The organism is Corynebacterium sp. MSK008 (genome assembly GCF_030232585.1).
In the GTDB taxonomy this organism is placed as follows: domain Bacteria; phylum Actinomycetota; class Actinomycetes; order Mycobacteriales; family Mycobacteriaceae; genus Corynebacterium.
In genome coordinates this window covers 1-18,947 of sequence record NZ_JASPJX010000003.1, presented here as the reverse complement: position 1 = coordinate 18,947, position 18,947 = coordinate 1, and the positions used below count along the sequence as shown (strand labels likewise).

Here is an 18,947-nt window from a genome sequence, read left to right as displayed (position 1 = left end):
CGGGGCTCCTTCGAGGTGTGGGGCAGGGGTGGCGTCGATAGGCAATGTAATCTGCGCCACGAACTTTTCGGGAGGGTGTGTGGCTTCGCCCGCAGGGAAACCGCAGGAATACTTACCGGGGCGCACAATGGCGTACGCTGGGCCAGCGATGAGCATTTCCGAAAACGCCACCGGCGGCGAGAATGAGCCGGATATGAATGTGTCGGAAAACCAGAAAGACCCGCAGGATGTCGCGGCCGAAATCGTTGAGGCCGTAGTAGAGGACACCAGGGATGCGGGGGTTTCTGAGGAGACCGGCGTCACGGACACCGTGGCCATTGAAAACGACAATGATGTGCTGAAGCTTAACGACGAGCCTTCGGCCGAACCCGCCGCCGAGCCCGAGAAGCCCGAGAACGGCTTCGAAGCCCTGGGGCTTCCGAACCAGGTCATCGAGGCGGTCAAGCGCGTCGGCTTCGAACAGCCGTCGCCGATTCAGGCGCAGACCATCCCGCTTTTGATGCAGGGCCGCGACGTGGTCGGTCTCGCGCAGACGGGCACCGGCAAGACCGCCGCGTTCGCGCTGCCGGTGCTGTCCCAGATCGACCCGGAGAAGCGCTACCCGCAGGCGCTCGTGCTCGCGCCGACGCGTGAGCTGGCGCTGCAGGTGTCCGACTCCTTCCAGAGCTTCGCCGACCACATCGGTGGTGTGAACATCCTGCCGATCTACGGCGGCCAGGCCTACGGCATCCAGCTGTCCGGGCTGCGCCGCGGCGCCCAGGTCATCGTGGGCACCCCGGGCCGTGTGATCGACCACCTGGAGAAGGGTTCGCTGGACATCTCCAACCTGAGCTTCTTGGTGCTGGACGAGGCCGACGAGATGCTCAACATGGGCTTCCAGGAAGACGTCGAGCGCATCCTTGAAGACACCCCGGACACCAAGCAGGTTGCGCTGTTCTCGGCGACGATGCCGAACGCGATCCGCCGCATCTCCCGCGACTACCTGAACGATCCGGAAGAGGTCACCGTCAAGTCGGAGACGCGCACCAACACCAACATCACCCAGCGCTACTTGTTCACCGCGCACCGCAACAAGCTCGACGCGATCACCCGCATCCTCGAGGTGACCGAGTTCGAGGCGATGATCGTGTTCGTGCGCACCAAGAATGAGACCGAGGAGCTGGCCGAGAAGCTGCGCGCCCGCGGGTTCTCCGCCGCCGCCATCAACGGCGACATCGCCCAGCAGCAGCGCGAGCGCACCGTGGACCAGCTTCGCGACGGCCGCCTGGACATCCTCGTGGCCACCGACGTCGCCGCCCGCGGCCTGGACGTTGAGCGCATCTCGCACGTGCTCAACTACGACATTCCGAACGACACGGAGTCCTACGTCCACCGCATCGGCCGCACCGGGCGTGCGGGCCGTTCCGGCGAGGCGATCCTGTTTGTCACCCCGCGCGAGCGCCGCATGCTGCGCTCCATCGAGCGCGTGACCAACGCGACCATCGAGGAGATGGACCTGCCCACCGTGGACGAGGTCAACGAGTCGCGCAAGGCCAAGTTCATGGACTCCATCACCGAGTCGCTCGAGGCCACCGACCTGCAGATCTTTAAAACCATGGTGCGCGAGTACTCCGCGGCGAACAACGTGCCTATGGACGACATCGCCGCCGCCCTGGCAACCCAGGCCCTGGCCGGCGACGAGTTCCTGATGAAGGAACCGCCACGCGACAAGCGCGACCGCCGCGACCGTGACCGCTTCGACCGCGACGACCGCCGCGGGCGCGGACGCGACCGCTTTGACCGCGATGATCGCGGGGATCGGGGCCGCGGCCGCCGCTTCGACGACAGCGGCAACTTCGACACCTACCGCCTGGACGTGGGCAAGCGCCAGCACGTCCGCCCGGGTGCGATCGTCGGTGCCCTGGCCAACGAGGGCGGCCTGAACTCCAAGGACTTCGGCCGCATCACCATCGGCGGCGACTTCACCCTGGTGGAGCTGCCGAAGAACCTGGACCAAGCCGTGCTGGACCGCCTGGTGGACACCCGCATCTCCGGCCAGCTGATCAATATCCAGCGCGACCACGGCGCACCCCCGCGCGACCGTGACGGCAGGGGCGGCCGTGGACGCGGAGGCCGCGGGGGCTACCGCGGCGGGCGTGGACGCGACGACCGCGGGGATCGCGGCGGTTACCGCGGCGGACGAGGCCGTGGCCGCGATGACAGGCGCGACCGCTGGGATTAACCCCCGATATTGAAGCAGCCGGCACAGCGAACAAGCAGCGTGCCGGCTGCTTTGGGTTTTGGGTGGGGGACCGGAGGGCGTCGATAGGCAAGGGTGCTAGGTTAATGCGCATGTCTTCCCAGCGCACGCACCGAATTCCCCGAGCACTTATCGCAGCGGCCGTCGCGCTGGGGATGCAGGTCGCACCCGCCGACGCGCAAGTGCGTGTGGAGCAAGGCGCGCCCGTGCGTATCGACGGCACCGGCACCTGCACCATCGGCTTCAACGATCCCGCCCGCCACCGCAGCCTCGTCGCCGCGCACTGCGGGGCCGAAGGCGCGCGAGTCAACGCCGGCGGCGCCTCCGGGACGCTGTATCGCTCCAAGGCCTACGACGGCCACCTGAGCAACGACTGGGCCGCCATCCAGTGGGACCCGGGTGTGGCCGTCGGCGGCAACCGGTTCTCCGGCGACCGGTGGGTTCACCCCGGTGATGTGCGCCTCGGCGAGACCGTGTGCTACTTCTCCCGCACCCGCGGCGCGCAAACCTGCGGGCGCTTCTCCGGCTCTGCGGACGGCACCTTCTTCGTCGCCGCGCCACTGAGCCACCCCGGCGACTCCGGCGGGCCGATTTGGGTGCCCGGCCGCGGCTTCATCGGCGTGGTCTCCAGCATGTGGACGTCCAACCCGCTGCCGTTTTTGCGCGGCGGCGACTACGTCATCGGCATCGTGCCCCACGACGGCCCCGCCGTCCCCGAAGCCCGTCTCGTCGGCGTGTGGGGGCAAAACGCGCTGTTCCCCGGGCTGACCGGGCCGGTGGCGGAGGTGCTGCGCAAGGCCGTGGACGGGATCTTCCGCGTCTTCGCCGGCCTGCGCCTCGGCGGCGCCTCCGCGCTGCGGTACACGTAGGGGGCCGTCCCTGCCACCCCCAAAGAAAACCAGATCCAGCTAGTAAGGCCCAGCTATCCGCCGAAAAATCGGGAATAGCTGGGCCTTAGTAGCTGGATCCAGCCGAAAAGCGAAGGCGTTCCTTACGCCGGGGTGGGCAGGAACATCAGGATCAGGGTGAGCATCCACAGCAGGTTGAAGATGCCGGCGCCGGCGGTTGCCTTCGCCTTGGACTTCTCAAAGTTGTTGGTCTGGTCGGCCGGGTCTGCGTCGGCGGCCGGCAGCGCGCCGAGGGTACCCATCATCTTGCGCTGCTGCGGGATGACCATGGCCAGCAGGATGGCCCAGGCGATCACGGAGAGCACGATGGCGGTGTGGAACCAGTAGTTGGACTTGTAGGTCTCCCAGTCGAAGGCGAGCACGGCGCCGCCGAGCAGCGGGACGAGCAGGGAGAGCATGCCGTAGGTCTTGGTGATGTTGTAGAGCACCGACGCGCGGCCGGTGGACTCCTCGCCGCCGACGCGGGATTCCGCGGCCTGGCGCGGGAACATGGAGGTCGACACGACGACCGGGCCGAGCAGCAGGATAGCTGCGGCTACGTGCAGGAAGATGAGGAATGTAGTCATGGGCCAACACCTTACGGCATGGTGGGAAAATCCTCACAGCTCGCCGCGCGACAACAGCCCGGCGACCCCGGAGCACGCGCGCCGCGCCGCCCGCAGGTCTGCCCGCGGCAAAGGCAAAGCATAGTGCTTTGCGACGCCCACGAGCCTGTGCCCGTATGCACACCGCGCGCGCCTGTCCGTGGGCAGCCATTCGGACGGGAGTTTGTCACCTTTGGCCTGGTTGGCGGCGGAAGACACGGCGACGAGGTTTCGCGGGTCGTTGTAGAAGCGGGCCCGGGTAGCGTCGTCCCAGCGGTGGGCGCCTAAGTCCCAGGCTGCGGAGACGGGCAGGATGTGGTCGATTTCCACGTCATGGGGCAGAAGAAAATCCCCGGTGTAGGGGTCTACAACTCGGGGATTGCCCCACTGCGGCCAGGGCTGGGCGCAGTCGGCGTCAAAGGCGGCGGCCATCACCGCGGCGCGGGTGTCGCAGCCGCGGGTGCCGGTAGCCCAGCCGGGGCCGAACTCGGCTCTGTCGTAGCCGAGGGTGGTGGTGCGGTGGGGCACCGTTGGGACGTCGATAGGCATTCGCCCCGTTGGGAACGGCACCACCAGAACAGTAAGGGCGGACAGAATAAGAAGGTATAGACGCATACCTTCTTAGACTGCGGTGGAGCCTCCGCGGTTCCCAAGAGCTGCGGCGAAGTCCTCGTCCGGATGCGCCAGGGCGTAGTCGGTGGCGTCCGCGGCGGTCTCGAACTCCTCTTCCACACCTTCCTTCGGGCGGGTGGCCAGGGAGACGATGACCATGGCCAGGGTGGCCAGGATGACACCCGGGACGATCTCGTAGATGATGCCGTTGAGCGCGTCCACGGAACCCCAGACAAAGGAGGTCACGGCGCCGACGATCATGCCAGCGATCGCGCCCTGGGAGGTGAGGCGCTTCCAGTACAGCGACGCCACAACCACCGGGCCGAACGCGGAGCCGAAGCCGGCCCACGCGAAGCCGACCAGGCCCAGGATGGTGTCGGACGGGTTCAGGGCCAGCAGCATGCCGACCAGGGCAACGCCGATGACCATGGCGCGGGAGAGCACGAGCAGGGTGGTGTTGTTCGGGTTCTTCTTGAAGATGCGGTAGACGTCCTCGATCAGCGCGGACGAGGTGACCAGCAGCTGCGAGGACATGGTGGACATGATCGCGGCGAGCACGGCGGTGAGCACGATGCCAGCGATCAGCGGGTGGAACATCAGTCGCGCCAGGTCCAGGAACACGGTCTCGTAGCCGGACTGATCGGTCACGGACGCGGACTTCTGGGAGAAGTAGACGGTTGCCACCAGTGCGGTGAAGATGCCGCCGATGTAGCAGATGGCCACCCAGATGGTGCCGGTGCGGCGTGCAGCCTTCGCCTCAGACGGGGAGCGCAGCGCCATGAAGCGGGTGATGATGTGCGGCTGGCCGAAGTAGCCCAGGCCCCAGGCGAGGTTGCCGATGATGGTGCCGGCGGATACGCCTGCGACGATGTTGAAGTAGTTCGGGTTGCCGTCCTCCCACGGGCCGTACGGGTTGGAGGTGGCCCAGCTGAAGATGTCGGACGGGTTGTCCAGGGACATCAGCGCCAGGATCGGCACGGTGATCAGGGCGAGGAACATGAGGCCGCCCTGCACGACGTCGGTGTAGCTCACGGCGAGGAAGCCGCCGATGAAGGTGTAGAGCACCGTGATCGAGCCGACGATGAGCACGCCGTGGATGTATTCGCCGCCGAAGGTGGACTCGTAGTAGCGGCCGCCGGAGACCATGCCGGAGGAGACGTAGAACGTGAAGAAGAAAATGATGATCACGGCGGCGGTGAAGCGCAGCACGCGCGAGGTGTCGTGCGTGCGGTTTTCGAAGAAGCTGGGCAGCGTGATCGAGTTCTTGGCCACCTCGGTGTAGGCGCGCAGCCTTGGTGCGATCCACTTCCAGTTGGCCCAGGTGCCGATGAACAGGCCGATGACAATCCACAGCTCACTCATGCCGGCGACGAACAGTGCGCCGGGCAGGCCCATGAGCAGCCAGCCGGACATGTCTGATGCACCTGCGGAGATGCCGGCGACCAGTGGGCCGAGGCCGCGGTCACCGAGGACGTAATCGTCGTATTTAGTTGTCTTGCGCCACGAGTAGAACCCGATGGCGACCATCACCCCGAAATACAGGACGATGGCAAGCACGAGCCAGAAACTATCGGACATGTGCACTCCCTTGCGTCTATGTAGATGTCGGTCAGAGTCCGCCACACTGTAACGCATCCTTTCGCGGCGCTGTTGTAATCTGCAAAATTGTCTGAGCGGGCGCTGAAACGTTTTTGTTCGAACGCTTGGCGGGGGCAGGTGTCGGTGTCGGTGGTATAAGGGTGGGTATGCCTGAATACCTTCTCCATGGCCTGTGGCTCCCCGAGTCCGGGCTTTCGGTGTGGGTTGAGCGCGTACAGGGCCACCGGATTGTGACCATGGATGACGTGCCGCCCGGCACGTTTCCGCCGATTGTGCATTCGCTTTTGGACGGCCAAAGGTTCCACCACGTCCATACCCTGATCCTGCAAACCCCGAAGGGGCGCCACGTCACCTTGAGGGCGCCACTGGCGCAGTTCGCGCCCGAGGACGCGGTGCGTTTTTTGGACAACCTGGCGCACCTGGACGGGGATTCGCCGGCGGCAACACCTGCCCAGCGCGAGGCGGTCGCGCCGGACATGTACTGGATCCTGCGCATGTACAGGGGTCTGACCCAGTTTGTGCGCGCGGGCCGTGTGAGCATCAACGTGCCGTACCACGACGGACTGTGGTACGCGCAGTGGCAGCTGGGTACCGGGCTGGAGGAGCGCAGCTGGCTGGCGGAGATGATCGCCGCCTCGCCAGGCGTGCTCACGGTGAACAATCCGAACTTGAGCGAGGACTGCGCCCAGACGTTCACGCACTGGATTGCCACGGAACGCCTGCAGGGCGCGGCGGAGAAGGCGGCGACCCGGCCGTATCCCTGGCACGATTTTGTGAAGTCGCTGCTCTACAGCATCCCGCTGCGCCGCGGCGGGGCGGTGCTGGCCCGCCAGATGGGAGATTGGAACGGCACGATCACGGCGGTGAACATGCAGTTGGTGTTCATCGTGGAGTCGCCCGATGAGGCGGAGGAGTCGGGCCCGGAGACGCTGTGGCCGGTGCGGGTGCAGGTGCGCTCCAGCTCGGATTCGCCGCGGCCGGTGCGGCTGGGGGATTACGACTCGAAGACGGCGGACGTCCTGAGAGGTCATCTCGACATGGCGATTGAAGCGACATCGCTTGTGGACCCGGCGAAGCACGGCCGGTTCCGCTCCACCGCGGACCATGGCTTCGACCCGAACGCGGGCGACTGGGACCTGTATTTAAACGGCGACGAGATTGTGAAGTTCGTCCGGGAGAGTGCTGCCTACTTGCGGGCCCGCAACTTTGTGGTGCTGCTGCCGCGCGCGTGGGCGACGGCGGAGACGGCGTCCAAGCTCAAGGTCAGCGAGCACCAGGACCCGCACGACTCCTCCACCGTGACCATGATGGGCTTTGACACCCTGGTCAAGTACGACTGGCGGCTGTCCGTCGGCGGCGTGGAGCTTTCGGACGAAGAGATGGAAAAGCTGGTCAAGTCCAAGTCCGGCCTGATCAAGCTGCGCGGCGAGTGGGTGCTGGCGGATAGCCGCGAAGTGGCCAAGACGGCGAAGTACCTGGAGAAGTTGCACGAAACTTCCCTGGAAAACGCCATGCTCGAGGCGGAGAGTGCCATTAAACGCGCCCGCATCGCCCAGGCCGCCGGCTCCGAGGATGCCGAGGAGCTGCAGCGCCTCGCCGAGGAAGCGCAGGCGGAGTACGAGCGGCTCAAGGCAGCCGAGGGCGAGGGGGTGGTCTCCGCCGCGGAGCTGCGCCAGCTCGCGTTGGAGGCGGGGGCGGACAGCCCGATCGAGTTCACCGGTTCTCCCTGGTTTACCTCCCTGGTCGGCGGCACGGACCGCCCGGCGCCGGAGCGTGTGGACATCCCGGACACCGTCACCGCGGAGTTGCGCGAGTACCAGCGCCGCGGCGTGGACTGGCTGTACTTCATGTCCCGCAACAACTTGGGTGCGGTGCTTGCAGACGACATGGGGCTGGGCAAGACGCTGCAGCTGCTCACCCTGCTCGCGGTGGAACAGGCGCAGGGGACAAGGCGTGGCCCGTCGCTGATCGTCGCGCCGACGTCGGTGGTGAACAACTGGGCGCGCGAGGCCGCCCGCTTCGTGCCGGATATGCGCGTGCGCGTCCACCATGGCGCAGGCAGACTCAAGGGAGACGACCTGTTTGCGGCCGCCGACAACTCCGACATCGTCATCACCTCCTACGGCACCGCCGCTCGCGACGCCAAGGACCTGGCGGCGGTGCAGTGGGATCACGTGGTGTTGGATGAGGCGCAGGCGATCAAGAACGCGGGCACGCAGTCGTCGAAAAGCGTTCGCGCAATTCCCGCGCGACACCGCATCGCACTGACCGGCACCCCGATTGAAAATAAGCTTTCTGAGCTGCGCAGCATCCTCGATTTTGTCAACCCCGGCATGTTGGGTTCGCAGAGTTTCTTCCGCAACCACTTCGCCAAAGCCATCGAGTCGCGCAGGGATCCGGAGCTTGCGGACGAGATGGGCGAGCGGCTGCAGCGCCTCACCGCGCCGTTTATCCTGCGCCGCCTGAAAACGGACACGGCGATCATCTCGGACCTGCCGGACAAGGCCGAGCACGTCATCGCCGTGGACATGACGCCGGAGCAGGCCGCGCTGTACAAGGCGCTCGTGGACAGCACGCAGGCGGAGCTGGAGGAGCGTAAGGGCATCGCGCGCAAGGGCTTGGTGCTGGCCACGATTACCCGCATCAAGCAGGTGTGCAACCACCCGGCGCACTTTCTTGGCGACGGCTCCGCGGTCACCGACAAAGGCCGCCACCGCTCCGGCAAGGTGGAAAAACTCATGGAGCTTCTGGAGGAAGCCGCGGCCTCCGACCAGCGCGTGCTGATCTTCACCCAGTACAAGGCGTTCGGCGACATTTTGAAGCCCTACCTGTCCGAGCGGCTCGGCGAGGACGTGCCGTTCCTCCACGGCGGCGTGGGCAAATCCGCGCGCGACGCGATGGTGGAGCGCTTCCAGCAGCCGGACGGGCCGCGCGCGATGATCCTCAGTCTGAAAGCCGGCGGCACCGGTTTGAACCTGACGGCGGCGTCCATGGTCATCCACCTGGACCGCTGGTGGAACCCGGCGGTGGAGAACCAGGCCACGGACCGCGCGTTCCGTATTGGGCAGGAAAAGAACGTCACGGTGTACAAAATCATCACCCGCGGCACGATGGAGGAGTCCATCCAGGACATCCTGGACGGCAAGACCCAGCTCGCTGGTGCCGTTGTGGGCCAGGGTGAGGGCTGGATTACCGAGCTGGGCACTGAAGAGCTTGCCCAATTGATCAGTTACAGGGGGCAAAATGACTGAGAAGAAGCGCCCGCAAGAGGACAACGTCATCTATGCCAACTTCGGTGCGCGAAAACGGGTGTCCAGCGCGGCCGAAACCGGTGGCGCGGAGATCACCGCGTTCCGTCCGCGGTCGCTGTCGCCCGCGGCGATGATGATCTACAACGCCGCGGTGCGCCAGACCGACGTGGGCAGGGCGAAGCGTGGCGCGGAGTACGCCGCCCGCGGGCACGTGGTGGAGCTGCAGGCGGTGTCCCACGGGGTGCGCGCGGAGGTTGTGGGTAGCCAGAACGACCCGTTCCGCGTGGCCATGTACTTGCCGCAGCGCCAGACGGACGACATCCGCCTCGCCACCAGCGCGATCGTGCGCGCGCCGGGCTCCATCGCCGCGGCGAAAGCCGGCACGTTGGACGAGGACGTCCTGGAGATCCTGCTGTGCAAAGCGCCGCAGGAGGTCACTTTCTACTGCGATTGCCCGGATAGCGCGGTCGTGTGCAAACACGCCGTCGCCGTGGCGCAGCGCACCGCGGAGCTCATTGATAAGGACCCGAGCGTTATCTTCACCATGCGCGGGCTGCGCTTGGACGAGCTGGAAAACCGCAAGCGCAACCAGGCGGACGACTTAGCCAGGGAGAATGCCGAGCCAGGCTCGGAGTACTTCTGGCCCGGCCGCGAGCTTCCAGAGCTGCCGCGTCCGAAGGTGGCGCCGATGATCGAGGATTCGGACATCGACCTGCTCCACCGCGCGATGCAAACTGTGTCGTTTACCAACATCGACCAGTTGCGCGCCGTGGCGGACATTGAAGATCTCTACGACGAACTCACCCGTTAGCTCATGTGTTCGAATGTTTGTGTTGGCGTGTCGGGCGCGGTGGTAGGTGTATAGGGCATGACGCACACCACCTTCATCCACACCTCCGACCTGCAGTTAGGCATGCGCCGAAAATTTTTGTCGCCCGAGGCGCAGTCGCGTTTCGATGACGCACGGCTCCGCGCCGTCACCCGCTTGGGGGAGATCGCCCAGGACCGCGGCGCCGAATTCATCGTCGTGGCAGGCGATGTGTTCGAGCACAACTCGCTCGAGCCGACCACCCTCGGCCGCGCGCTTGAGGCGCTGCGCAAACTGCCCGTGCCGGTCTACCTTTTGCCCGGCAACCACGACCCGCTTGTGGCGGACAGTATTTTCCAGCGCACCGAGGGGATCGAAGGTGTCACGGTGCTCGCGGACTCTAATCCTGTGGTTGTGCGCGAGGGCGTCGAGGTGGTGGGCGCCCCGCTTCTCACCAAGCATGCCTCGGAGGACCTGTGCGCAAAGGCTGTCCGCGGCTTGGAGCCGACGGAGGCGGTTCGCATCCTCGTCGGCCACGGCGCCGTGGAGGGCTTCGGGGAAGAGGAGGCGCATTCGCTTATCGACGTTGCTTCGCTCGACACCGCCATCGGCCAGGGCACGATCGACTACGTGGCCCTGGGGGACACCCACTCCACGGTGGCGCTTACTGCCTCGGAGCGGATCTGGTACTCGGGCGCACCGGAAACCACGGACTACTTCGACCGCACCCCAGGCGTGGCCGGCGGCGAGGTGGATTCCGGCAACGCGCTGGTGGTCTCCGTGGATAAGACCGGCGGGCGCGCCGACGTCTCGGTGGAAAAGGTCCCGGTCAGCACCTGGACGTTCGAGGCCCGCTTCTGGGAGGTGGCTGGCGTCGAGGATGTGGCCGAGGTGATCGAGGAGCTCAAGGCTTACCCGGAGAAGGACCGCACCGTGATCAAGTACGCGCTTTCCGGCACCCTCGGCCTGGAGGACACGCGCACCCTCGAGCGCGAACTCGCCGCGCTCGAACCGGTCTTCGCGGCGCTTTACCCGCGCGAGCGGTTGATGAGCCTGCACCTCGAGCCCGGCGACGAAGAGCTAGAAAACCTGCCATTGACCGGCTTCGCCCAAGATGCGATGCGGGAGTTGATCGGCCAGGCGGCCGAGGACAACGCCACCGCCCGCGACGCCGTGAATCTGTTGTTTCGTCTGTCCAAGGAGGTGGGCTAGACCATGCGCATCCACGACCTAGTCATCGATAACTTCCGCGCCATCGAGCACCTAGAGCTGCGGGACCTGCCGGATACCGGCGTGATTGTCATCCACGGCCAAAACGAGGCTGGCAAGTCCACCATCCTGGACGCCATCGGCACCGTGCTGCAGGAGCGCCACTCCGCCGGCGGCAAGAAAATAAAGGTGTTCGCCCCGGTCGGCCGCGATGCCTCGCCCGAGGTCACCATGACCGCGACGGTGGGGGAGACCACCTTCAGAATCCACAAGCGCTGGCTCAAGGGCAAGCTCTCGGAGCTGGAGATTCTCTCGCCGGTGCACAAGAACTTCACCGGCCGCCAGGCGGACGACGAGCTCGCCCGCATCATCGCCGAGCAGATGGACACCAGCCTGGCCAACACCCTGTTCCTGCGCCAGGGCGAGCTGGACCCGGGCATCGCCGCCGCCGGCATCCCGTCGATTTCCCAGGCGCTCGACGCCGAGAACGGCACCGAGAGCTCCGGCGAGGAAGACACCGAGCTCATGGCTGCCATCGAAGCGGAGTACGCCCGCTACTGGACGGCTGCGACCCCGCCCAAGCCCAAAGCCTCCTTCACCGCCAAGTCCGACGCCGTGGACACCGCCCGCGACACCCTGCGCGCCGCGGAGGCCGAGGTGCAGCAGCTCGCCACCTTTGTCGACGAGGTCGCCCGCCGCGAAGAGGAGATCCGCGCGGTGGACACGGAGCTGCCGCAGGCCCACGAGGAACTCGTCGAGCGCGAGGCCGAGTACGCCAAGGCCAGCCAGCTCGCCGACAAGGCTAAGGCCGCAACCGAGCAGCTGGAGCGCGCCACCGTGGCCAGGAAGCGCGCCGAGCAGGACCTCGCCGAGCGCACCGCCCTTTCCGAGCGTGTGTCCAAGCTGCGCGAGGAGGAAAAGGACCTGCAGGCCGCGCTCGCGCCGGCGCAGGAGGCGCGCGACGCCGAACGCGAGAAGGTCGCGGAGCTGACTGCGCAGGTGGACAAGGCCAAGTCCAGCCTCACCGCCGCCCGCACCACCCTGCGCGGCGCAGAAAACGTCCGCGATCACGTGCGTGCTTCTCGACGCCTCACGGTCGTCACCGACCAGCTCACCCTCATCGGCAAAGCAGAGGAGGCCTACGCAACCCTGCTCAAAAACGCCCCCGCCCTGCAGGTCACGGACGCGGACGTGCGCAAACTGGAGAAGGCCGAAAGCGAGCTGATCCTGCAGCGCCGTCTGCGCGAGGCTGCCTCCGCCAAACTGGAGATCACCGCCGAGGGCAAAACCATCCAGGTCGACGGCGAAAGCGTGGGCATCGACGGCACCGAGTCCGTCGCCGTTTACGAGGGCACGCGCCTCACTCTCGACGACTTCGACGTCGTCTTCCGCGCCGCGCAGGGTGCGGAGGATCCCCGCCGCGCTGTGGAGAAGGCCGAGGACGCCCTTGCCAGCTTGCTGTCCAAGCTGGGCTGCACGGACGTCGACGAAGCCCGCGCCGCCCGGGACGCCTGCAAGGCGCACGACGCGGAGGTGACATCCGCCCGCCAGCGCCGCGACGACGCACTTGCCGGCACCGACGCCGACGAACTTACAGCCGAGCGCGACCGCCTGGCCACCCAGATCGAGGAGCTCGCCGAGGCGATCGACACCGCCGAGCTTCCCGACACCGAGCAGGCCGCGGAGCTGGCAGTGAAAGATGCCCAAAAGGAGCTGGATAAGGCGGAAAAGGACGTCGATGCCGCCGACGCCGCGCTCAAGCCCTACGCCGACCGCACCGCCGCAAGCGAGCTGACCGTCGTGCAGACCAAGCTCGAGGCGAAGCAGGCCGAGGCCAGCCACGCCGCAGAGGAGCTGACACGCGCCGAAAACACCGCTACGAAGTCGACCCTCGAGGACACGCTCGAATCCGCCCGCGAGCGAGAGCGCGAGGCCAACGAGGCGCACGTGGCCCTGGCCGCAGAGCTCGCCGACGCCGACCCGGAGATCGCCCAGCAGATGCTCGACGGAGCGAAAGCTCGCCTGCAGAACCTGGAGAAGCGCCAGGCCGAGGCGAGAAACCGCATCACCGAGCTGACCGGCCGCATCGAGATCGCCGCCGGCGCCGCCGAGAAAGCAGACCGCGCGGCCGCGAAACTCGACGCCGCGGAGACGGAACTGGCCCGCACCACCCGTCGCGCCGACGCGGTGCGCCTGCTGCGCGAGACGATGCACACCCACCGGGATGCCGCACGCGCCCGCTACACCGCGCCATTCAACGACGCGATCCGCAACCGCGCCCGCGTGCTGTTCGGCCCGACCGTGGACTTCAATTTCGGCGACGACCTCACTGTCACCGAACGCACCGTCGACGGGGTGAGCGTGCCGCTGGACCAGCTCTCCGGCGGCACGAAGGAGCAGCTGGCCATCCTCACCCGCTTCGCCATCGCGGACCTGGTCACTGCCTCTGGCGAGACCACCCCGGTGCCCGTGGTGGTCGACGACGCACTCGGCGCCACCGACCCGGAGCGGCTCGCTCGCATGAACTCGCTGTTTTCCCAGGTGGGCAAGACCTCGCAGGTGCTGGTGCTGACCTGCTTCCCGCAGCGCTTCGACCGCGTCGCCGCTGCGCGCACGTACTCTATGGACGAGTTGAAAACCGCACCCATGGGCTAGGATCTGCCGATATGAATGCACAACCGCGGTGGCTTGAGGACGACGAGCAACAGCTATGGCGGTTGATGCTCGCCGGGTTCAACAAGATCTCTCGCACCATCGACGATCGCCTCCAGGAGGGTAGCGACATTTCATCGTCGGAGTTCTCCGTGCTCGTCACGTTGTCTGAGGCGGAGGACCGCACCCTGCGCCTGCGCGAGCTTTGCGACGAGCTCGGCTGGGACCGCTCACGAGCCTCCCACCAGGTCACCCGCATGAAAAAGCGTGGCCTGCTCACCAAGAGCAAGTGCCCCGGTGACGCCCGTGGCGTACTGGTCACTCTGACCGACCAGGGCATGGCTCACCTCGAAGAAGCAGTGCCGGACCACGTTGAAACGGTGCGCCGCCTCGTCTTCGACAATCTTGACCCAGATCGCGCTGACCGCATCCGCGAGTTCTTCACCGACGTCATCGCTTCGAAGCATCTGCCTGCCAACCAGCTCTAACCGCCTCGCCCCTTGCGGGCGCGCACCAGCGGGGGTTGGATGGGGCGCACCGAACCCAAGGATGAAAGGACCTCGAAATGTCCAGCCCCTACAACCCGCAGAACATCAACCCCGGCAACTCCCCGAAGCGTCTCGAGCGCTCCATGACCGACAAGTACATCGCCGGCGTCTGCGGCGGCATCGCACAGTACCTCGGCGTGGACCCGACCGTGGTGCGCGTCGTTTTTGTCTTGCTCGCACTTGCCGGCTTGTTCCCGGGCCTGCTGGCATACGGCGTGGCCTGGATGATCATGCCGGCCGAGTTTTAGGGCCTGCTGCCGTCCAGGAACGAAAAACGCACAGCGTCGCCGCGCAGCTGCTCCAGCGCGCGGCGCACACCCGGCCCGGTGCCGGAGTTGGGGTGGTTCATGTGCGCCAGCACGATCGCCCCGTCGGGGGCATGCATGATTGTCGACGCCACATGGTCCGCCGTGGCCGTCGCTCCAACGTCAGCGTTGACGCTGAAGCCCGCGATGTTCACACCGCGCCCGTGGGCGATGTCGACGGCGACGTCGTCGTAATGGGCCGTGCCTGAGCGAAACCACGTCGACTCCACCCCGTAGTCCGCCAGCAGCGCCCGGTTGCCGTCGATTTCCGCGATGGCCTCCGCTGGTGTCGCCGTGCCCGCAATGCCGTAGGCGGCCTGGCCGTTGACACTCAGCGGCAAGTGCCGAGTGCCGTGGTTTTCCAGGCGGAACAGGGGATCGCCCGCAAGCTTCCGCGTCGCCTCCGGGTTCGCTTCGATCCAGGAAGCGCTCAAAAACAGCGTCGCGGGCACGGCAAATTCGCGCAGCGCGTCTATCAGCCCCTGGTCCACCGCCGAACCGCTTGGCCCGCCGCAGGCGTCGAACGTCAGCGCAATCGTGCGCCTGCCCGGGGTGACCGGCACCGTCTCCACGATGCCGCGCATCGATGTCCCGAACGCCTGCGGCACCCGGCCCGCGTAGCGCTCTGGCCCGGGATACGCCGTCACCGTCTCACGGACGGTGGTGGTGGCCGTCTCCGACTCCGTGACTGTCGTGCCACGCGGGCCGGCGCACCCCACTAACGCAGAAAAGCCCGCCACTGCCGTGACGGACATGAACGTTTTCCTGCTCAGCACAGGCTGAGAGTGTAGTAGCTGGGGGAGCGGAGTGCTCGTCGAGAAGCTACTGCCGCGCAGGCATCGGCACCTACTATGTCGAACACATGTTCTTGACAATTCCTGCGAACCTGCTTACCGTACTGATCGGTCTACAAAAACGACGGATTCAAAGGAGAACCATTTGGGAGAAATACTTTCTGACGCAGTGATGCAGGTGATGACCCCATCACTGGAGTACCAAGACAAAACGGCCCTCGCACATGTGAGCAAATACGCCGATGATTACACCGGCGAGATCATTGATCGCCACGGGAACTTCCGCCGCGGGTGCATCGGGATGATCCACTACATCCCGGAGGAGGCCTACGAGCGTCCCTGGTGGCGCGAACCCAACTATCCGCTCAAGGGATGTATCGAGCGTTTGGTGCATGCCGGTTGGATCAAGCGCGTGGACGGCGAAGAGTTCGACGGAGCGCTGATGCTGAACACGTCGCGCCTGATCCGCCTGATGGACATTGCGGAGACGGAGATGGCGCAAAACCAGCACATCATCGACTACGTGTACCTCCCGGACGGGACTGTCATCGACCCGCCGTGCGAAGACTTCGCGGACCCGCTGTTCTTGCCGTTCATTCGCTGGGCTGACCAGCTTTTCGACGGCGACTTCGCCCACACCCTGGCCGACGACGTCACCGACGCGACCACCCGCCTCCTGGACGCGCACCTTTCCATCGAACGCGACCACGGCTGGAAAGAAACCGATCCGGGCCGCTGGACACGCGCAATTGCGAACTGGAAGGACCACCACCAAGGCGACGGCACCTTCCGCATTCCGCCGCAGTGGAAGGTGACCGCCGATGATCGCTAACTCGAACCCCAACATGACCGCCGGCATGCTTCGCGCCGAAGTCGACCATTGGCGCGGCAGCGACGCTCCGGCCGAATTCCTCGTGCTCATCGATCCACGCGACAACCCTCTGCTGTCACTGCTCCAGATAGCAAAACTGCACGCCGCCGACGCCCTCGAGCAGGGCTGCGACTACACCTTCGGCACCGTCGAGGACGCCTCCACCCGCTACATAGCGTTCACCTACAGCGGCAGCCGCGACGACTTCTGGCGCGGCCTCACCATCGTCACAGAGCAGGTGATTATGAAAGCGGAGGAGCTTATCGACGAGCGCAGCCCCAGCCACCGCTCCTTCGCCCGCATGCTCATGTCGTACGGCCTGCCGCCGGTGGAAGTGCTGCCGCCTGTCGCCATGGACAGCGGCGGCCACGTGCTCGTCGACGCCGAATGGGACGAGCTCGCTTAGGGGTGAAACCCCCTGGTCGGAGCTTTCAGTAAACTCCCCGACCAGTTGTAGCGGGTTCGTGACTACACCCCGGTTACACCGGGTTCCGACTCCGGTTACACAACAGAAGTCAATTATATGACGTGAGCAGGAGCGCTCCTTAGAGCGGGAAGTCAGGAAATTCCGCTTCTTCCTACCTCTCGGCAAGCTCCACGCTCCACCGTGAACGCTCGACAAGTTCGTCAACGGCGAGCACTTCCGGTGACTTACGGTTCGAGCGGAAACTTTCAAAGCTACGGAACTTCGAGCCAATTCGGTTGCCTTCGGCGCGGCACAAATCGCACATGGGCTGATCACCAGAAACGAGCGTGGTTCAACCAAGTAAGCACCGTCGCCAGTGTTGTCTCCTTCGTTGTCCCTCTCGGCAATCCATCCGGCAAGGCTCTCCTTGGCGGCGCGAACCGTCGTCGAACCCCGAGGTGACCCCGCTGCAAACGGGAATCGAGTCGAGGCTGCGGGTGAGGTCGATAAGTTTGTTTGAGCCTTCCCGGTTCAGGATGATGAGGCCATCGAGTTTTGTCCCGTTCGGATCATTGCTTGGGGCCTGAAAACCGATCTCCCGAACTATGCCAGGCTCGTGCGCAACTTGAATCTCGAGCTGGCGACGCTGTTTGCGCAACTTTGCCGGAATCTCTGCCATCTCTGCTCCTTCCACTGTCTCTTGAGCAGCACACACAGCTGCACCGCTACCCGGAACTTGACCAGTTCAGTGCTCGCTGTATAGTTCAGTGCATGCTGACTATTGCTTCGCGTCTCGACGTGATGAACCGCCTGGGTCGTGCACTGGCCGACCCCACTCGATCCCGGATCATCTTGACCCTGCTCGACCATCCCGCTTACCCGGCGGAACTGTCCCGAGATCTGGACCTGACACGCTCGAACGTGTCCAACCACCTGGCATGCTTGCGCGATTGCGGGATCGTCGTCTCCGAGCCCGAGGGTCGTCGGACACGATACGAGATCGCCGATCCGCACCTGGCGCAGGCACTGACGACACTGGTCGATGCCACCTTGGCAGTAGACGAAGACGCCCCGTGCATAGATCCCGCCTGCACGCTTCCCGGATGCGACGTAGCTGGGGAGGGCGCGTAATGCTCACCACGGTCTTGCAGGCGATAGGCCTGTTCGCAGCTACCAACATCGACGACATCATCGTGCTCTCCCTCTTCTTCGCGCGAGGGGCAGGCCAGAGCGGCACCACCGCCCGTATTCTGGCCGGCCAGTACCTCGGATTTGCCGGCATCCTCGTCGCCGCGATCCTTGTGACCGTCGGCGCCGGAGCATTTCTGCCCCCGGCAGCCATTCCATACTTTGGTCTCATCCCTCTAGGCCTCGGCCTCTGGGCCGCATGGGAGGCCTGGCGCGGAGACGATGACGACGATGACGACGAGGCCAAGGTTTCCGGCAAGAAGGTCGGCGTAGGGACAGTCGCAGGCGTCACTTTTGCCAATGGCGGCGACAACATCGGTGTCTACACCCCTGTCTTCCTTAGCGTGGAACCTCTCGCAGTAGTCGCCTACTGCGTTATCTTCCTCGCGCTCGTTGCGGTCCTGGTGGCCCTGGCCAAGTTCGTCGCCACCCGCCCCCCGATCGCGGAAGTGCTCGAACGCTGGGAGGACATCCTCTTTCCCATCGTTCTCATCGGCCTCGGCATCGTGATCCTCGTCAGCGGCGGAGCTTTCGGGCTCTGACGTAGCGGCAGTGTTCCAAACGGCCCCGACCGGGCGCACCCCTCTCGGTTCAGACCCCAACAACTACCCGCAGCCAGTTCTGCGTGATCACAGCAACAAGACCGCTATGAAGCGCTGCAAAAACCGCGCCACCAGATGAGTACGGAAACTCTTCCGCGGCTCGGTCCGCGCTCATAAACAATCCGCGCTATAACCCGAGCAGGAACGGCGTTCAGACAAAGAAAAATGACCCCTCCGAACGAACGGAGCGGGTCATTTTTTCGTTCGCGGCCGTTTTCCTTCGGCCGGCAGGAGGTTTCGTGAAAAGATTGGAACAGTTTCGTGAAACCCCCTGCTCAAATGGTGTCCCCGACAGTGTCTGAAGTCACGACATATTTGACGGGGTGTGCCTGCGGAAGGCGTCGTGATCCTTGACAGGTCAGTCGCGTCAT

General features: G+C 65.4%; 17 protein-coding genes. 12 read left to right on the top strand and 5 right to left on the bottom strand.

The features are described from left to right. Nucleotides 1–148 precede the first annotated feature (148 nt). On the top strand, nt 149–2,221 hold the full coding sequence (locus QP996_RS03020) for a DEAD/DEAH box helicase (protein ID WP_284871148.1): 2,073 nt from the start codon (nt 149–151) through the stop codon (nt 2,219–2,221). 110 nt (nt 2,222–2,331) lie between these two features. Then, nucleotides 2,332–3,108, top strand: a complete 777-nt coding sequence (locus QP996_RS03015) for a chymotrypsin family serine protease (protein ID WP_284871147.1) — start codon at nt 2,332–2,334, stop codon at nt 3,106–3,108. A 122-nt stretch (nt 3,109–3,230) separates the two neighbouring features. On the opposite strand, the gene QP996_RS03010 is transcribed toward QP996_RS03015, so the two are convergent. Genes QP996_RS03010 through putP form a run of 3 tightly spaced genes read right to left on the bottom strand, consistent with a single transcriptional unit; the run spans nt 3,231 to nt 5,921 of the window. Continuing rightward, nucleotides 3,231–3,713, bottom strand: coding sequence for a DUF2269 domain-containing protein (locus QP996_RS03010; protein WP_284871146.1), 483 nt, complete (start codon nt 3,711–3,713; stop codon nt 3,231–3,233). A gap of 33 nt (nt 3,714–3,746) precedes the next feature. Next, a complete protein-coding gene (locus QP996_RS03005; RefSeq protein ID WP_350309501.1) occupies nt 3,747–4,301 on the bottom strand; it encodes a GmrSD restriction endonuclease domain-containing protein in 555 nt (184 codons plus the stop codon). A 51-nt stretch (nt 4,302–4,352) separates the two neighbouring features. Beyond that, entirely contained in the window at nt 4,353–5,921 is a 1,569-nt protein-coding gene (gene putP / locus QP996_RS03000; RefSeq protein WP_284871144.1) for a sodium/proline symporter PutP, read from the bottom strand. A gap of 167 nt (nt 5,922–6,088) precedes the next feature. Here putP and QP996_RS02995 point away from each other — a divergent pair, with 167 nt between their 5' ends. The 6 genes from QP996_RS02995 to QP996_RS02970 all read left to right on the top strand — a co-directional run bounded on the left by QP996_RS02995 (nt 6,089) and on the right by QP996_RS02970 (nt 14,658). After that, complete coding sequence (locus QP996_RS02995; protein ID WP_284871143.1) at nt 6,089–9,193, top strand: DEAD/DEAH box helicase; 3,105 nt, start codon at nt 6,089–6,091, stop codon at nt 9,191–9,193. After that, complete coding sequence (locus QP996_RS02990) at nt 9,186–10,004, top strand: SWIM zinc finger family protein (RefSeq protein WP_284871142.1); 819 nt, start codon at nt 9,186–9,188, stop codon at nt 10,002–10,004. Before QP996_RS02995 ends, QP996_RS02990 begins: the two co-directional genes overlap by 8 nt. A 57-nt stretch (nt 10,005–10,061) precedes the next feature. After that, complete coding sequence (locus QP996_RS02985) at nt 10,062–11,213, top strand: metallophosphoesterase family protein (protein WP_284871141.1); 1,152 nt, start codon at nt 10,062–10,064, stop codon at nt 11,211–11,213. Between the two features lie 3 nt (nt 11,214–11,216). Continuing rightward, a complete protein-coding gene (locus tag QP996_RS02980) occupies nt 11,217–13,865 on the top strand; it encodes an AAA family ATPase (protein ID WP_284871140.1) in 2,649 nt (882 codons plus the stop codon). 11 nt (nt 13,866–13,876) lie between these two features. Then, complete coding sequence (locus QP996_RS02975; RefSeq protein WP_284871139.1) at nt 13,877–14,350, top strand: MarR family winged helix-turn-helix transcriptional regulator; 474 nt, start codon at nt 13,877–13,879, stop codon at nt 14,348–14,350. 77 nt (nt 14,351–14,427) lie between these two features. After that, the gene (locus tag QP996_RS02970; RefSeq protein WP_284871138.1) at nt 14,428–14,658 is read left to right on the top strand and encodes a PspC domain-containing protein; all 231 of its coding nucleotides are present in this window, start codon (nt 14,428–14,430) and stop codon (nt 14,656–14,658) included. Here the strand turns inward: QP996_RS02970 and QP996_RS02965 are convergent. Continuing rightward, entirely contained in the window at nt 14,655–15,470 is an 816-nt protein-coding gene (locus tag QP996_RS02965; protein ID WP_284871137.1) for a polysaccharide deacetylase family protein, read from the bottom strand. The two genes, QP996_RS02970 and QP996_RS02965, sit on opposite strands and share 4 nt — an antisense overlap. 184 nt (nt 15,471–15,654) lie before the next feature. Here QP996_RS02965 and QP996_RS02960 point away from each other — a divergent pair, with 184 nt between their 5' ends. Further along, nucleotides 15,655–16,341 carry a hypothetical protein gene (locus QP996_RS02960; protein WP_284871136.1) on the top strand — a complete coding sequence of 229 codons (687 nt, stop codon included), beginning with the start codon at nt 15,655–15,657 and terminating at the stop codon, nt 16,339–16,341. Beyond that, nucleotides 16,331–16,786: a hypothetical protein gene (locus tag QP996_RS02955; RefSeq protein ID WP_284871135.1), complete on the top strand. Its 456-nt coding sequence runs from the start codon at nt 16,331–16,333 to the stop codon at nt 16,784–16,786. The genes QP996_RS02960 and QP996_RS02955 overlap by 11 nt, the downstream gene beginning before the upstream one ends. 352 nt (nt 16,787–17,138) lie before the next feature. Here QP996_RS02955 and QP996_RS02950 read toward each other — a convergent pair whose 3' ends face one another. Then, on the bottom strand, nt 17,139–17,465 hold the full coding sequence (locus QP996_RS02950; protein ID WP_284871134.1) for a hypothetical protein: 327 nt from the start codon (nt 17,463–17,465) through the stop codon (nt 17,139–17,141). A gap of 92 nt (nt 17,466–17,557) precedes the next feature. Between QP996_RS02950 and cmtR the strand changes: the two genes are divergently transcribed. Together cmtR and QP996_RS02940 are read left to right on the top strand one after the other, a co-directional pair. Then, entirely contained in the window at nt 17,558–17,917 is a 360-nt protein-coding gene (gene cmtR / locus QP996_RS02945) for a Cd(II)/Pb(II)-sensing metalloregulatory transcriptional regulator CmtR (RefSeq protein ID WP_284871133.1), read from the top strand. Further along, nucleotides 17,917–18,516, top strand: coding sequence for a cadmium resistance transporter (locus QP996_RS02940; protein WP_284871132.1), 600 nt, complete (start codon nt 17,917–17,919; stop codon nt 18,514–18,516). The genes cmtR and QP996_RS02940 overlap by 1 nt, the downstream gene beginning before the upstream one ends. The last annotated feature ends 431 nt before the right edge of the window (nt 18,517–18,947 follow it).

What these genes read in the sequence shown, in the direction of transcription:
- QP996_RS03020 (WP_284871148.1), top strand. Translation starts at nt 149, where the DNA reads ATGAGCATTTCCGAAAACGCCACCGGCGGCGAGAATGAGCCGGATATG.
- QP996_RS03015 (WP_284871147.1), top strand. Translation starts at nt 2,332, where the DNA reads ATGTCTTCCCAGCGCACGCACCGAATTCCCCGAGCACTTATCGCAGCG.
- QP996_RS03010 (WP_284871146.1), bottom strand. Translation starts at nt 3,713, where the DNA reads ATGACTACATTCCTCATCTTCCTGCACGTAGCCGCAGCTATCCTGCTG.
- putP (WP_284871144.1), bottom strand. Translation starts at nt 5,921, where the DNA reads ATGTCCGATAGTTTCTGGCTCGTGCTTGCCATCGTCCTGTATTTCGGG.
- QP996_RS02995 (WP_284871143.1), top strand. Translation starts at nt 6,089, where the DNA reads ATGCCTGAATACCTTCTCCATGGCCTGTGGCTCCCCGAGTCCGGGCTT.
- QP996_RS02990 (WP_284871142.1), top strand. Translation starts at nt 9,186, where the DNA reads ATGACTGAGAAGAAGCGCCCGCAAGAGGACAACGTCATCTATGCCAAC.
- QP996_RS02985 (WP_284871141.1), top strand. Translation starts at nt 10,062, where the DNA reads ATGACGCACACCACCTTCATCCACACCTCCGACCTGCAGTTAGGCATG.
- QP996_RS02980 (WP_284871140.1), top strand. Translation starts at nt 11,217, where the DNA reads ATGCGCATCCACGACCTAGTCATCGATAACTTCCGCGCCATCGAGCAC.
- QP996_RS02975 (WP_284871139.1), top strand. Translation starts at nt 13,877, where the DNA reads ATGAATGCACAACCGCGGTGGCTTGAGGACGACGAGCAACAGCTATGG.
- QP996_RS02970 (WP_284871138.1), top strand. Translation starts at nt 14,428, where the DNA reads ATGTCCAGCCCCTACAACCCGCAGAACATCAACCCCGGCAACTCCCCG.
- QP996_RS02965 (WP_284871137.1), bottom strand. Translation starts at nt 15,470, where the DNA reads ATGTCCGTCACGGCAGTGGCGGGCTTTTCTGCGTTAGTGGGGTGCGCC.
- QP996_RS02955 (WP_284871135.1), top strand. Translation starts at nt 16,331, where the DNA reads ATGATCGCTAACTCGAACCCCAACATGACCGCCGGCATGCTTCGCGCC.
- QP996_RS02950 (WP_284871134.1), bottom strand. Translation starts at nt 17,465, where the DNA reads ATGGCAGAGATTCCGGCAAAGTTGCGCAAACAGCGTCGCCAGCTCGAG.
- cmtR (WP_284871133.1), top strand. Translation starts at nt 17,558, where the DNA reads ATGCTGACTATTGCTTCGCGTCTCGACGTGATGAACCGCCTGGGTCGT.
- QP996_RS02940 (WP_284871132.1), top strand. Translation starts at nt 17,917, where the DNA reads ATGCTCACCACGGTCTTGCAGGCGATAGGCCTGTTCGCAGCTACCAAC.